At 68.7% G+C, this 14,011-nt stretch carries 11 protein-coding genes; 10 read left to right on the top strand and 1 reads right to left on the bottom strand.

All coding sequences use genetic code 11. The annotated features are described in order from the left end of the window. The first annotated feature begins 57 nt into the window (after positions 1-57). The 8 genes from ahcY to secA all read left to right on the top strand — a co-directional run bounded on the left by ahcY (position 58) and on the right by secA (position 11,361). A complete protein-coding gene (gene ahcY / locus ABTV10_RS18005; RefSeq protein WP_499029042.1) occupies positions 58-1,536 on the top strand; it encodes an adenosylhomocysteinase in 1,479 nt (492 codons plus the stop codon). A 166-nt stretch (positions 1,537-1,702) separates the two neighbouring features. After that, the gene (locus ABTV10_RS18000; RefSeq protein WP_499029040.1) at positions 1,703-2,371 is read left to right on the top strand and encodes a dTMP kinase; all 669 of its coding nucleotides are present in this window, start codon (positions 1,703-1,705) and stop codon (positions 2,369-2,371) included. A gap of 88 nt (positions 2,372-2,459) precedes the next feature. Next, positions 2,460-3,137 (top strand): MtrAB system response regulator MtrA, encoded by a 678-nt coding sequence (gene mtrA / locus ABTV10_RS17995; RefSeq protein WP_005518730.1) that lies wholly within the window; start codon positions 2,460-2,462, stop codon positions 3,135-3,137. Next, positions 3,134-4,957 (top strand): MtrAB system histidine kinase MtrB, encoded by a 1,824-nt coding sequence (mtrB, locus tag ABTV10_RS17990; protein WP_499029037.1) that lies wholly within the window; start codon positions 3,134-3,136, stop codon positions 4,955-4,957. The genes mtrA and mtrB overlap by 4 nt, the downstream gene beginning before the upstream one ends. After that, complete coding sequence (gene lpqB / locus ABTV10_RS17985) at positions 4,954-6,726, top strand: MtrAB system accessory lipoprotein LpqB (RefSeq protein ID WP_499029035.1); 1,773 nt, start codon at positions 4,954-4,956, stop codon at positions 6,724-6,726. The genes mtrB and lpqB overlap by 4 nt, the downstream gene beginning before the upstream one ends. Before the next feature lie 41 nt (positions 6,727-6,767). Further along, positions 6,768-7,442: a ComF family protein gene (locus ABTV10_RS17980; protein WP_499029034.1), complete on the top strand. Its 675-nt coding sequence runs from the start codon at positions 6,768-6,770 to the stop codon at positions 7,440-7,442. Between the two features lie 258 nt (positions 7,443-7,700). Beyond that, the gene (gene hpf, locus ABTV10_RS17975) at positions 7,701-8,372 is read left to right on the top strand and encodes a ribosome hibernation-promoting factor, HPF/YfiA family (protein ID WP_499029032.1); all 672 of its coding nucleotides are present in this window, start codon (positions 7,701-7,703) and stop codon (positions 8,370-8,372) included. A gap of 142 nt (positions 8,373-8,514) precedes the next feature. Continuing rightward, on the top strand, positions 8,515-11,361 hold the full coding sequence (secA, locus tag ABTV10_RS17970) for a preprotein translocase subunit SecA (RefSeq protein ID WP_499029030.1): 2,847 nt from the start codon (positions 8,515-8,517) through the stop codon (positions 11,359-11,361). A gap of 9 nt (positions 11,362-11,370) precedes the next feature. Here the strand turns inward: secA and ABTV10_RS17965 are convergent, their stop codons facing one another. Continuing rightward, complete coding sequence (locus ABTV10_RS17965) at positions 11,371-11,877, bottom strand: Rv3235 family protein (protein ID WP_499029027.1); 507 nt, start codon at positions 11,875-11,877, stop codon at positions 11,371-11,373. Positions 11,878-12,083: 206 nt separating this feature from the next. On the opposite strand from ABTV10_RS17965, the gene ABTV10_RS17960 reads away from it, so the two are divergent. Continuing rightward, positions 12,084-12,527 carry an HAD-IA family hydrolase gene (locus tag ABTV10_RS17960; protein WP_499029025.1) on the top strand — a complete coding sequence of 148 codons (444 nt, stop codon included), beginning with the start codon at positions 12,084-12,086 and terminating at the stop codon, positions 12,525-12,527. After that, positions 12,527-13,969 carry a WS/DGAT/MGAT family O-acyltransferase gene (locus ABTV10_RS17955; RefSeq protein WP_499029023.1) on the top strand — a complete coding sequence of 481 codons (1,443 nt, stop codon included), beginning with the start codon at positions 12,527-12,529 and terminating at the stop codon, positions 13,967-13,969. Before ABTV10_RS17960 ends, ABTV10_RS17955 begins: the two co-directional genes overlap by 1 nt. Positions 13,970-14,011 lie beyond the last annotated feature (42 nt).

Raw genomic sequence — 14,011 nt, 5'->3', positions numbered from 1 at the left:
GCCGGCCGTCACCCGATAGCCTGGGTGTCATTCAAGACGGCTAACAGGAGAGGCAGTATGACGACCTCAGTTTCATCGGGTCCGGTGGCAGAGCACCGCAACGGTATCGACTTCAAGGTGGCGGATCTGTCGCTCGCGGAGTTCGGTCGCAAGGAGATCCGCCTCGCGGAGCACGAGATGCCCGGCCTGATGGAGCTGCGCCGTGAGTACGCGGACGTTCTGCCGCTCAAGGGTGCTCGCGTCTCGGGCTCGCTCCACATGACGATCCAGACGGCGGTCCTGATCGAGACCCTCGTCGCGCTCGGCGCTGAGGTTCGCTGGGCCTCGTGCAACATCTTCTCGACGCAGGATCACGCGGCCGCGGCCGTCGTCGTCGGTCCGCACGGCACCGTCGACGAGCCCAAGGGTGTCCCCGTGTTCGCGTGGAAGGGCGAGACCCTCGAGGAGTACTGGTGGGCCGCCGAGCAGATGCTCACGTGGCCGGGTACCACCGCGAACATGATCCTCGACGACGGCGGCGACGCCACCATGCTGGTGCTGCGCGGCGCGCAGTACGAGAAGGCCGGCGTCGTCCCGCCCACCGACGACGAGCACGACTCGGACGAGTACAAGGTGTTCCTGGCGCTGCTGCGCAAGTCGCTCGAGGCAGACGCCGGCAAGTGGACCGCGATCGCCGAGTCCGTCAAGGGCGTCACCGAGGAGACCACCACGGGCGTGCTGCGCCTGTACCAGTTCGCCGCCGCCGGCGAGTTGGCCTTCCCGGCGATCAACGTCAACGACTCGGTCACCAAGAGCAAGTTCGACAACAAGTACGGCACCCGCCACTCGCTGCTCGACGGCATCAACCGCGGCACCGACGTGCTGATCGGCGGCAAGGCCGCGCTGGTGTGCGGCTACGGCGACGTCGGCAAGGGCTGCGCCGAGGCGCTGCGCGGGCAGGGCGCGCGTGTCACCGTCACCGAGATCGACCCGATCAACGCGCTGCAGGCGATGATGGACGGCTTCGACGTCAAGACCGTCGAGGAGTTCATCGGCCAGGCCGACATCGTGGTGACCGCGACCGGCAACAAGGACATCATCTCCTTCGAGCACATGAAGCAGATGAAGCACCAGGCGATCCTGGGCAACATCGGCCACTTCGACAACGAGATCGACATGGCGAACCTCGAGCGTTCGTCCGAGGTCACGCGGATCAACATCAAGCCGCAGGTCGACGAGTTCCGCTTCGCCGACGGCCACTCGATCATCGTGCTGTCCGAGGGTCGCCTGCTGAACCTCGGCAACGCGACCGGACACCCGTCGTTCGTGATGTCGAACTCGTTCGCGAACCAGACGATCGCGCAGATCGAGCTGTGGACCAAGCCGGACGAGTACGACAACGAGGTCTACCGTCTGCCCAAGCACCTCGACGAGAAGGTCGCGAAGATCCACGTCGAGGCGCTCGGTGGCTCGATCACCAAGCTGACGAAGGATCAGGCCGAGTACATCGGCGTCGACGTCGAGGGCCCGTACAAGCCCGAGCACTACCGGTACTGATCCGTACCGGACATCGTCGGTCGCGGCCGGGGACGGGCATCGCCGTCCCCGGCCGCGGCCGTCTCCGGCGCGGACGGCCGGCTGTCGTGGCGCGGACCGCACTGTGACGGCCCTCCCACGATGTGGTGCCGCGGTCGCGTGACGGACACCGATAGGCTCGGCGATCGTGGGAACTCTGATCGCCCTGGAAGGGCTCGACGGCGCCGGGAAGCGCACGCTCGTCGGCAAGGTCGTCGCCCGACTCGAGCAGCGGGGCCTGCGGGTCGCGACGCTCGACTTCCCGCGCTACGGCGTGTCGATCCACGCGGATATCGCGTCGGAGGCGCTCAAGGGCGCCCATGGCGACCTCGCCGAATCGGTCCACGCGATGGCCGTGATGTTCGCACTCGACCGGGCGGGCGCGGCCGAGCAGTTGCGCAGCCTGGTCGCCGCACACGATCTGGTGATCCTGGACCGGTACGTCGCCTCCAACGCGGCCTACGGCGCGGCGCGGCTGCACCAGCACGGCGACGGCGCGTTCGCGGCGTGGATCGAGCACCTCGAGTTCGACCGGCTCGGGCTGCCGCGCCCGGACCTCCAGATGTACCTGGACGTGCCCGTCGCGCTCGCGGAGGAGCGTGCCCGTCGGCGCGAGGCCGAGGACAGCGCGCGGTCGCTCGACGCGTACGAGAAGGACAGCGGACTGCAGGCCCGCACCGGTGCCGTCTACCGGGAGCTGGCCGCCGCGGACTGGAACTCGCCGTGGTGGACGATCGCTCCGGACGCCGATCCGGGCATTCTGGCCGATAAACTGGCACTCTTGCAGCAGCGGGACGGCACGCCGCAGCAACATTGAGCGGTACGCCGCCGGAATTGCGCGGCACGCCGCAGGAGTACACGCTCCTTTCCACATTTCGCAGCCTCGAAGATGTAACGATAGGGATATGAAGCCAAGGATTCTGGTTGTCGACGATGACACGGCGCTCGCGGAGATGCTCACCATCGTGCTCCGCGGTGAGGGATTCGAGCCTTACGTGGTGGGCGACGGCAGCCAGGCGTTGACGGCCGTCCGTGAGACCCGGCCCGACCTGGTTCTCCTGGACCTCATGCTTCCCGGGATGAACGGCATCGACGTGTGCCGCGTGCTGCGCGCCGAATCGGGTGTCCCGATCGTCATGCTCACCGCGAAGACGGACACCGTCGACGTGGTCCTGGGCCTCGAGTCCGGTGCCGACGACTACATCATGAAGCCGTTCAAGCCGAAGGAGCTGGTGGCGCGAGTGCGGGCGCGGCTGCGCCGCACCGAGGAGGAGCCCGCCGAGGTCCTCAGCATCGGCGACATCATGATCGACGTGCCGGCGCACAAGGTGACGCGTGACAACGCGCTCATCTCGCTCACGCCCCTCGAGTTCGATCTGCTGGTCGCGCTCGCGCGTAAGCCGCGTCAGGTGTTCACCCGCGAGGTGCTTCTCGAGCAGGTGTGGGGATACCGGCACGCCGCCGATACCCGCCTGGTCAACGTGCACGTGCAGCGACTGCGCGCCAAGGTCGAGAAGGATCCTGAGAACCCCGAGGTGGTGCTGACGGTCAGGGGCGTCGGCTACAAGGCCGGACCGCCGTGATCGGTGCCGGCCGGAAGCGGCGGCGAGTCAACAGACTGTTTGCGCCGCTGATCCGCTGGTGCCGGGCGTGGAGCAACTGGCTTGCCCACGCTTGGCGTCGGTCTCTCCAGCTTCGGGTCGTCGTGTCGACCCTGTCGCTGTCCTTGATCGTGATCACGATTCTGGGTGTGGTGCTCACGAGCCAGATCACCGATCGGCTGCTCGAGGCGAAGATCACCGCTGCCACCGAGGAGATGGACCGTGCCCGCAGCACGGTCGAGGCGCAGCTTGCCGGCGCCGACGACAGCGGGTCCCTCAAGGTGCGGCTGGACGCTGCGCGGTTGGCGCTGACCAACCGGGAGTCCGACGGCGGTCAGACGTCCGGTTCGGCAGGCACGTTCGACCCGGTGCTCATCGTGCCTGGTGACGGTCCGCGCGAACCCACTGCGAGCGGGCCGTCGGATCAGATCCCCGCGAGCCTGCGGGACTTCGTGCGTGCGGACCAGATCAGCTACCAGTTCGCGACGGTCGCCGACCCCAACGGGTACTCGGGTCCGGCGCTGATCATCGGCAGTCCCACGTCCTCGGACATTTCCACGCTCGAGCTGTACCTGGTATTCCCGCTGGCCAGCGAGGACCGCAGCCTGTCGCTCGTGCGGGGCACGATGCTGATCGGCGGCGCGGTGCTGGCGGTGCTGCTGGCCGCGATCTCGATGCTGGTCGCGCGCCAGGTGGTGCTGCCGATCCGGTCGGCGTCGCGGATCGCGGTGCGGTTCGCCGACGGCCGGCTCAAGGAACGCATGCCGGTGCGCGGCGAGGACGACATGGCGCGCCTGGCGATGTCGTTCAACGAGATGGCCGAGAGCCTGTCGAAGCAGATCACGCAGCTCGAGGAGTTCGGCAACCTGCAGAAGCGGTTCACCTCCGACGTGAGCCACGAGCTCAGGACGCCGCTCACGACCGTCCGCATGGCCGCCGACCTGATCCACGACAGCAGTGACGACCTCGACCCGGTGCTCAAGCGCTCGTCCGAACTGCTGGTCGCGGAGCTGGACCGGTTCGAGAGCCTGCTGGGCGACCTGCTCGAGATCTCCCGGCACGACGCCGGCGTCGCCGAACTGGCCGCCGAGCAGCTGGACCTGCGGATGTGTGCGCGTGCCGCGGTCTCGACGGTCCGCCACCTGGCCAAGGAGACGTCGACGGAGCTCATCGTCGATCTGCCCGAGGATCCGGTGGTGGCCGAGGTCGATCCGCGGCGCGTCGAACGCATCCTGCGCAACCTGCTCGCGAACGCGATAGACCACGGCGAGGGCAAGCCCGTGCTGTTGCGGTTGCGGGCGGACGACGAGGCGGCGGCCTTCATCGTGCGCGACCAGGGAGTGGGTCTGCGTCCGGGGGAGGAGAAGCTGGTGTTCAACCGGTTCTGGCGGTCGGATCCCTCCCGCGTGCGCCGGTCCGGTGGCACCGGACTGGGCCTGGCGATCAGCGTCGAGGACGCGAATCTGCACAACGGAACGCTCGAGGCGTGGGGCGAGCCCGGTCAGGGCGCGTGCTTCCGGTTGACGCTGCCGCGGGTGCGTGGCCGCAAGGTCACCCGCAGTCCGCTTCCCCTCAAGCCGGGCGCCGGCAAACTGGTGCAGGGTAGGCCGCTGCCCGGAACGCGGGCCGAGGTCGCGATGCGGGCCGAGCCCGGCGTTCCCGAGCCGGCGGCCGAGAAGGCCGAGCCGTCCGTGCCGGCGCCCGAACCGGTCGAGGCGGCGACGGTGTCCACGCAACCGGCGGCGCAACCGGATCCCGACGACAGCCCGACCGTGCCGAGGGTGCGGGAGCGCGAGTCGTGAGGCGCGTGCGGGTGGGGGCGACGGCGGTGCTGTCGTCCCTCGCGCTCCTGGCCGCCGGCTGCGCGAACCTGCCGGACTCGTCGGCGCCACAGGCGATCGGCAGAGTCGAGCGGGCGCCGGCGAGCACCAGTGTCGAGGCCCCGGCACCGGGACGTGAGCCGGATCTGCTGTTGCGGGACTTCGTCAAGGCGAGCACAGACCCGGCGAACCGGCATCTCGCGGCCCGCCAGTACCTCACCAAGGACATGTCGGCACGGTGGGACGACGCCGCGAGCGCGACGATCGTCGACAAGATCGACCTCATCACCGAGTCGCGCAACGCGAACCGCGCCGTGTACACCATCCGGGCCAACCGGGTGGGGCAGCTCGAACCGGGTGGGCTGTACCAGGCCCAGGAAGGGCAGTACGAGGCCAAGTTCAGTTGGGTGAAGGTCGACGGCGAGTGGCGGATCGACGAACTGCCGAACGGCGTGATCATGGACCGCCCGCAGTTCCTCAACTCGTACCAACGCAAATCGCTGTACTTCCTCGATCCGTCGGCGCAGACGGTGGTGCCGGATCCCCGGTGGATCTCGTCGAGCCAGGACCAGATGGTGACCCAGCTGATCGGACTCCTCATCGACGGGCCGAAGCCGTCGCTGTCGGGGGCGGTCCGCAACGAGCTCGGTTCCGGGGTCTCGGTGCTCGGCCCCATCACGAAGGCCGACGGCCGGCAATCCCAGGTCGGGGTCGGCCTCGGGGGAGTCCGGGTGGACTTCCAGGGGCTCGGTCGGATGACCCCGCAGTCGCGGGAACTCCTTGCCGCGCAAGTGATCTGGACGCTGGCGAACGCCGAAATCTCGGGCCCGTACGTCCTGCTGGCCGACGGTCAGCCGCTCGACGAGCGCTACCCGAACGGATGGACCATCGCCGACGTGGGCTCGCTCAATCCGCTCGCGACGTCGAGCGCGTCGGTGGGCATGCACGCCCTGCGCGGCGGCGGGCTGGTCAGCGTCGGCGACGCCACCGCGACCCCCGTGCCGGGTTACTTCGGGGCGTCGGACAATCTGCGTTCGGTCGCGCTGTCGCAGAACGGCACGCTCGCGGCGGCGGTGGCGGAGACGCGGCGCCCGGCGCCGGAGCCGCAGACGGCGCTCGTCGTGGGGACGTACGACGGCAACGTGGCGACGGCGCTGGAGGCGCAGACCCTCACCCGCCCCACGTGGGCCCTCGACGGGTCCACCGTGTGGGCGGTGGTGAACGATTCCTCGGTGGTGCGCGTGGTCCGGGAGACCGGTACCGGCAAGCTCTCCACGATGCCCGTCGAGAGCGGCGCCATCGCCGCGCTGGGCGGTCCGATCACCGAGCTGCGCCTGTCCCGGGACGGGGTGCGCGCCGCGCTGATCGTGGACGGCAAGGTCTACGTCGCGACGGTGTCGCGGCTGCCGGACGGTGAGTACTCGCTCACCAGTCCGCGCGCGATCGCACACGGGCTGGGCGGGCCCGCGGTGTCGCTCGACTGGAGCACCGCCGACACCGTCGTCGTCGTCCGAGAGGGGTCCGACGTCCCGGTGGTGCAGTTGGCGGTGGACGGGTCGCGGATGGATCCGCTGCCCAGCCGGAACCTCACGTCGCCGGTCAGGGCGGTCGACGCCACATTGACCACCGAGTACGTCGCCGATGCGCGCACGGTCTTCCAACTCAACAACAACGACCCGGCCGGCGATCGGTACTGGCGTGAGGTGCCCGGCCTGACCGGCTCGCAGGCCGTCCCGGTCGTGCCGGGCTGAGCCGCCGGGACTTGTCGGCGGCGGCGGGCACACTGGCCGCCGTGCGCGCGCTCCTCGACCTCGTCTTGCCCGCCGAGTGCGGTGGCTGTGGTGATCCCGGCTCCGCATGGTGCGAGCGGTGTCGCCGTTCGCTGGCCGACGTCCCCGTCGCGGTGAGCCCCCGCGTGGATCCCCGCGTGCCGGTGTGGGCGCTCGGACCGTACTCGGGGCCGCGGCGGGGTGCGGTCATCGCGGGAAAGGAACGCGGCCGGAGGGATCTGGCCACCCCGATCGGGCTCGCCCTGGCCGGTGCGATCGTGACCCTGCGGCGGTGGGGGGAGTTGTCACCGCCCGGGGCGGCACCGGTGTGTCTGGTGCCGGCCCCCACCCGCGCCCGCGCCGCCCGCAGCCGGGGCGGTGACCCGGTGCTGCGTTCGGTGCGTGTCGCGGCCGGTGCCCTCGGCGACGACTGTCGGGTGTGCCCCGCGCTCTCGATGCGTCGGGGAGCGCGCGACTCCGTAGGGCTGTCCGCGGCGCAGCGCCAGGAGAACCTGTCGGGGCGGATCCGGGTGTCGGCATCGGCCGCGCGGGACCTCCTCGCGGTGGGGCGCCGAGGCGCCGAGGTGATTCTGGTCGACGATGTCGTCACCACCGGGGCCACTGCCACCGAATCCGTTCGGGCTTTCGGCGCGGTGGGTGTGCCGGTGGCGGCGGTCCTCGTTGTCGCCTCCGCGTGAGCGGCGATTCGGGGCCGACGGCCGCAGAGCCCGTGTCCTGCGGATTCGGGCGATCCGGACGGATGTCTCGGACGACACACCCGTGAATTACGGCCGAACAGTGGCACACGGGGCGGTTACGTACTAGCGTCGCGTTCACACCCGAAGTCACAGGTGGGAGGTGATATTTCACGTTCTGATGCCGGGTGGTTCCCCGCCCGGTCGAGATCGAACTCGCCGGTCTCACAAGGTGAGCCGGCCGTTAATCGGGAGGTACGAGTGACGACCCCTGCAAAGGCCTCGGTTTTCGTTGCAGAAGACACCGCAGAGGCTCAAGTTCCATCGGGCGCCAACAACGCCGAAATCGTCGTCAAAGGACGGAACGTCGAGGTTCCGGATCACTTCCGGGTCTACGTCTCCGAGAAGCTCGCACGACTCGAGCGCTTCGATCCCACCATCTACCACTTCGATGTGGAACTCCAGCACGAACGCAATCGCCGACAGGCCAAGAGTTGCCAGCGGGTCGAGATCACGGCTCGCGGCAAGGGACCCGTCGTCCGCGCCGAAGCGAGCGCGGACAGTTTCTACGCGGCATTCGAATCCGTGACTGCCAAGCTGGAAAGTCGATTGCGTCGGACGAAGGATCGTCGCAAGGTCCACTACGGCGAGAAGACCCCGGTCTCCGTTGCGCAGGCCACCGCCACACTGGCGCAGGACGACACGTTGGCGATCGATCAAGGACTCTCCCTGGACGGCGAGGCTCCGCCCGGTCCGGGACAGATCGTGCGCACGAAGGTGCACTCGGCCGAACCGATGACCGTCGACGACGCGCTTTACGAGATGGAACTGGTCGGACACGACTTCTACCTGTTCCACGACAAGGAGACAGACCGGCCTTCTGTCGTGTACCGGCGCCACGCGTTCGACTACGGATTGATACGCCTGGCGTGACATCGTCGGCGGTCGGTCTACTCGTCCGACCGTGATTACGCATACCATGGGATCCGGCTGGGGTCGCCCGACCTCGGCCGGATTCCGTTTGTCAGGTTTCCGACACCGGATTCCGCCACCTGGATTGAGGACAAAGAGGACCGTGCCGTCACTGTCGCTATCGAAGCTGCTCCGTGTAGGTGAAGGTCGCATGGTCAAGCGGCTCAAGCACATCGCCGACCATGTCTCTTCCCTCTCTCCCGAGGTGGAGGCGCTGTCCGATGAGCAGCTCCGGGCCAAGACCGACGAGTTCAAGAAGCGCTACGCCGACGGCGAGACGCTCGACGAGATGCTGCCCGAGGCGTTCGCGGTGGCCCGCGAGGCCGCCAGCCGCGTTCTGAGCCAGCGGCACTTCGACGTCCAGATCATGGGCGGCGCGGCGCTGCACTTCGGCAACGTTGCCGAGATGAAGACCGGTGAGGGCAAGACCCTGACCTGTGTCCTCCCGGCGTACCTCAACGCGATCTCCGGTGACGGCGTGCACGTGGTCACCGTCAACGACTACCTCGCCCGACGCGACTCGGAGTGGATGGGCCGTGTCCACCGCTTCCTCGGGCTCGAGGTGGACGTGATCCTGTCCGGCATGACGCCCGCGCAGCGGCGCAAGGCGTACGCGGCCGACATCACGTACGGCACGAACAACGAGTTCGGCTTCGATTACCTGCGCGACAACATGACGCACACCCTCGACGATCTGGTGCAGCGCGGCCACAACTTCGCCGTCGTGGACGAGGTCGACTCGATCCTCATCGACGAGGCCCGGACCCCGCTGATCATCTCGGGTCCGGCCGACGCGTCCAGCAAGTGGTACAGCGAGTTCGCGCGCATCGCGCCGCTGCTCAAGCAGGACGTCCACTACGAGGTCGACATCAAGAAGCGCACGATCGGCGTGCACGAGGCCGGCGTCGAGTTCGTCGAGGACCAGCTCGGCATCGACAACTTGTACGAGGCGGCGAACTCGCCGCTGGTGAGCTACCTGAACAACGCGATCAAGGCGAAGGAGCTCTACCAGCGCGACAAGGACTACATCGTCCGCGACGGCGAGGTCATCATTGTCGACGAGTTCACCGGACGCATCCTCGTCGGCCGTCGCTACAACGAGGGCATGCACCAGGCGATCGAGGCCAAGGAACGGGTCGAGATCAAGGCCGAGAACCAGACCCTCGCGACCATCACGTTGCAGAACTACTTCCGCCTGTACGACAAGCTGTCGGGCATGACGGGTACGGCCGAGACGGAGGCCGCCGAGCTGCACCAGACCTACGGTCTGGGCGTCATCCCGATCCCGACGAACCGGCCGCTGGTCCGCGTCGACAACGGCGACCTGATCTACAAGACCGAAGAGGCCAAGTTCAACGCGGTGGTCGACGACGTCGTCGAGCGGCACGAGAAGGGCCAGCCGGTCCTGATCGGCACCACGAGCGTCGAGCGCTCGGAGTACCTGTCGCGGCAGTTCACCAAGCGCGGTGTCGCGCACAACGTGCTCAACGCGAAGTTCCACGAGCAGGAGGCGACCATCGTCGCCGAGGCGGGACGCTCCGGTGCCGTCACCGTCGCGACCAACATGGCCGGTCGTGGCACCGACGTCGTGCTCGGCGGCAACCCCGACATCATCGCGGACATCGTGCTGCGCAAGCAGGGTCTCGACCCGGTGCACAATCCGGAGGAGTACGAGGCGGCCTGGGACGAGGTCCTCGACAAGGTGAAGTCCGAGGTCAAGGCCGACGCCGTCAAGGTCCGGGACGCGGGCGGTCTGTACGTGCTGGGCACCGAGCGGCACGAGTCCCGCCGGATCGACAACCAGTTGCGCGGTCGTTCCGGCCGTCAGGGCGATCCGGGTGAGTCCCGCTTCTACCTGTCGCTCGGTGACGAGTTGATGCGGCGGTTCAACGGTGCCGCGCTCGAGTCGATCATGACGCGCCTGAACCTGCCCGACGACGTCCCGATCGAGGCCAAGATGGTCTCGAAGGCGATCAAGAGCGCGCAGACGCAGGTCGAGCAGCAGAACTTCGAGATCCGCAAGAACGTCCTCAAGTACGACGAGGTGATGAACCAGCAGCGCACCGTCATCTACGACGAGCGCCGCCGCATCCTCGAGGGCGAAAATCTCGAGGGCCAGGTCGAGGCGATGATCACGGACGTGGTCACCGCGTACGTCAACGGTGCCACTGCCGAGGGCTACGTCGAGGACTGGGATCTCGAGCAGCTGTGGACGGCGCTGAAGACGCTGTACCCGGTCGGCATCGACCACAACGAACTCGTCGCTTCGGCCGAGGCCGGCGAGTCGGATCTGGGCCGGGAGGAACTGCTCGAGGCGCTCCTGCAGGACGCGCGCGATGCGTACGCGAAGCGGGAGCAGCAGATCAACGAGATCGCCGGTGAGGGCGGTATGCGTGAGCTCGAGCGCCGCGTGCTGCTGTCGGTGCTGGACCGCAAGTGGCGTGAGCATCTTTACGAGATGGACTACCTCAAGGAGGGCATCGGCCTGCGGGCGATGGCGCAGCGCGACCCGCTGGTCGAGTACCAGCGCGAGGGCTTCGACATGTTCACCGCGATGCTCGACGGCCTCAAGGAGGAGTCGGTCGGCTTCCTGTTCAATCTGCAGGTCGAGGCCGGCACCCCGCAGGGCGGCGGGGCTCCGGTGAGTGTGACGGCCGCGTCCGCTGCCGCGGCCGCGGCCGGCGGTCCGGCGCTCGCCCAGCAGTCGTCGCCGCTGCCGTCGGAGCAGGCTGCCGCCGAGTCGAAGGCGCCGGTCGCGCTCCGGGCCAAGGGGCTGGAGGAGGCCCAGCAGCGCGGACTCACGCTGTCGGGTCCCGCCGAGGACGGCACCGCGCACGTCAGCAGGGTCGCGGGCGACTCCGACGCCCCGGCGGGAACGCGCCGGGAGCGCCGGGAGGCCGCCCGGGCGGACGCCAAGAGGAATGCGCCCAAGTCCAAGCGCAGGCGCTGACCGCTGAACCTAGGCGATCCGCAGTGACGTGATCGCCCATCCGGCCGGGTGTGTGCCGACGCCGCGTTCGATACGCGCGGCGACGGCGAACACCCGGTCGGCGCGTTTGTAGGTGCCGAACACCTCGGCGGCGTCGGGGCGCACCGGTCGCACGCGGACGCGCTCGAGGGCGGCCGTCCCGAGTCGGCTTCCGGCAACGCCCGCGCGGGCCAGGGAGTGCACCACGTCGACCACCGCGGGGGTGGCCACCGTGCGCAGTTGCGTCGGTGTGCGGCGCCGGTCCATCACTTCGAGTGTCAGACGCAGGGCCTGCTCGGCGAATCGGCGGGCTTCGGGTGGCGCCGCGTCGTCGGGGAACGCGGATCGTCTGGGCGAACGGCCGCTGTGTGGGGATCGGCGTGCAGACGGCGACGTCGCCGACGTCGGGGCGGTGCGGCACGGTGCCGACCCGGCGGCGTCGCCCGCGGGTGGTTCGAATTGCGGTGCCCGGGAAAGGAACCGGTGCGCAGTGTTCATTCTCTGACCTCTCCGTACCGCGGTCGCTGTGCGGCGGTACCCATGTCGACGTGTGCTGTCGCGCGGCGACAGCGGTGGGGGCCGACTCCGCGGAGAGGACGGAATCTGGCGCACAGCATCGCACGTCGGACGACGAAAAGCGAGGGGGACGCACCGGTGGATCGGCTCGTCTCGCCATCGTGATCAGGGGGTCCTAGGGTGAGGGCGTGCGCGGATTGGTGCTGGACTTCGGTGGGGTGCTCGGCGGACCGGGTTCGGATCCGGCCCTGATGGCCCGGGCCGTCGCGGACGCGCGTCGCCACGGGATCCGCACCGCGATCCTGAGCAACGACCCCGGGGGCCCGGCGGGGCAGGGACTGCGGGACCTCGCCGGCCCGTTCGTCGACGAGGTGGTGCTGTCGGGTGACGTCGGGATGGCCAAGCCGGATCCGCGGATCTACGCGCTGACCGCTGCCCGTCTCGGGCTCGACCCGGGGGAGTGCATCTTCGTCGATGATCTGGCGAGCAACGTGCACGCGGCCGCCGAGGCGGGCATGGTGGGTGTACATCACTCCGATCCGTCGGCTGCGGTGGAAGAGATTGCGATCCTTCTCGATTCGGGCACGGCGGACGAATCGGGTGACGGCGGTTCGGACGGCAGGGGGCGATAATGGCGAAGGCGACCAGGCTGACGACGCAGGACGCGTCGTTCTACTTCCTCGACGCGAGCAACACGCCCATGCACATGGGTTCCCTCGCGATCCTGCAACTACCCGAGTCGGGGCTCGACTTCGAGGCCGTGCTGCGGCTGATCGAGAGTCGGCTGCACCTGGTTCCACGGTATCGGCAGAAGGTTCGGGAGATCGCATTCGGTCTCGCGCGCCCGGTGTGGGTGGACGACCCCGACTTCGACATCACGTATCACGTTCGCCGGTCCGCGGTTCCGTCGCCGGGCACCGACGAACAGTTGCACGACCTGGTGGCGCGGTTGACGTCCCGGCCGCTGGACACCACCCGACCGTTGTGGGAGATATACGTCGTCGAGGGCTTGGCGGACAACCGTTGTGCGATCTTCACCAAGTCGCACTCGGCGCTCGTCGACGGGGAACAGGCGCTCGAGATCAGTCAGGTGATCCTCGACGAGGACGACGAACTACCGCCCGCTACCGACGACCTGTGGATGCCCGAACCGGCACCGAGCGAGGTGGCCCTCGTCGCCGGCTCGCTGGCGCAACTGGTGTCGCAGCCGCGAGAGGGGCTCGAGACGCTTCGGATGACGCTGGGGGACATGTCGTCGGTGATCGACGGGGCGGCCGACGCGGTCGGCAAGGTCGCGGCTCTGGTCCGTACCGCGGCGCAGCCGGCCCCGTCGAGCCCGCTCAACGCGACCATCTCCCGCAACCGGCGGTTCACCGTGGCGCGGACCGACCTCGACCGGTACCGCAAGATCCGTGCCCGCTACGGCTGCTCGATCAACGACGTCGTCCTGACCGTGGTGGCGGGCGCGCTTCGGACGTGGCTGCTCTCGCGCGGGGAGCCGGTATCGGAGGCGACGACCGTGCGGGCTCTGGTGCCGATGTCGATCTGCGAGGCCCAGCCGGGGACGAACGGCGCGACCGTCGTCGATGTGTGCGGCGACGACGAGGTGGGCCTGCCGCACGGGCGTACGTCGTCGTTCCTGGTGGATCTGCCTGTGGGCGAGCCGAATCCGGTGGTGCGGCTCTCGCATGTGGCGCACGCGACGGAAGCGTTCGCGCGGCAGAGCCGGCAGGTGACGGCAAGGACGATGATCCGGTTGTCGGGGTTCGCGCCGGCGTCGTTGCACGCGCGGGCGGCGCGCGTCGCCGGCAACCTGTCGCAGCGCATGTTCAACGTGATGGTGACCAATGCGCCCGGCCCGCAGATCCCGCTGTACCTGGCGGGCATGCGGATGGTCGAGATGTACCCGGTGTCGCCGCTGCTGAAGAATCAGACGATCAGCATTGCGCTGACGTCGTACGACGGTTACGTCCACTACGGTTTGAATGCGGATCGCGACGCCATGACCGATGTGGACGTGGTCGCCGCGTCGTTGCACGAGTCTCTCGAGGAGTTGGTGGATGCCAGTGGCTGAGTCGGTGTACCCGTCGGTGTGGGTGCGGGTTTCCGGGGGTCG

It is taken from the genome of Paraburkholderia sp. RHO2, from assembly GCF_050955445.1.
In the GTDB taxonomy this organism is placed as follows: domain Bacteria; phylum Actinomycetota; class Actinomycetes; order Mycobacteriales; family Mycobacteriaceae; genus Prescottella; species Prescottella agglutinans_A.
Note: the sequence above shows the minus strand (reverse complement) of the source record. Positions and strands in the feature narration are given on the sequence as shown.

Bases quoted from the DNA above. Each gene is read 5' to 3' on its own strand.
- ABTV10_RS17965 (WP_499029027.1), bottom strand. From the start codon at position 11,877: ATGAACACTGCGCACCGGTTCCTTTCCCGGGCACCGCAATTCGAACCA.
- mtrA (WP_005518730.1), top strand. From the start codon at position 2,460: ATGAAGCCAAGGATTCTGGTTGTCGACGATGACACGGCGCTCGCGGAG.
- ABTV10_RS17955 (WP_499029023.1), top strand. From the start codon at position 12,527: ATGGCGAAGGCGACCAGGCTGACGACGCAGGACGCGTCGTTCTACTTC.
- ahcY (WP_499029042.1), top strand. From the start codon at position 58: ATGACGACCTCAGTTTCATCGGGTCCGGTGGCAGAGCACCGCAACGGT.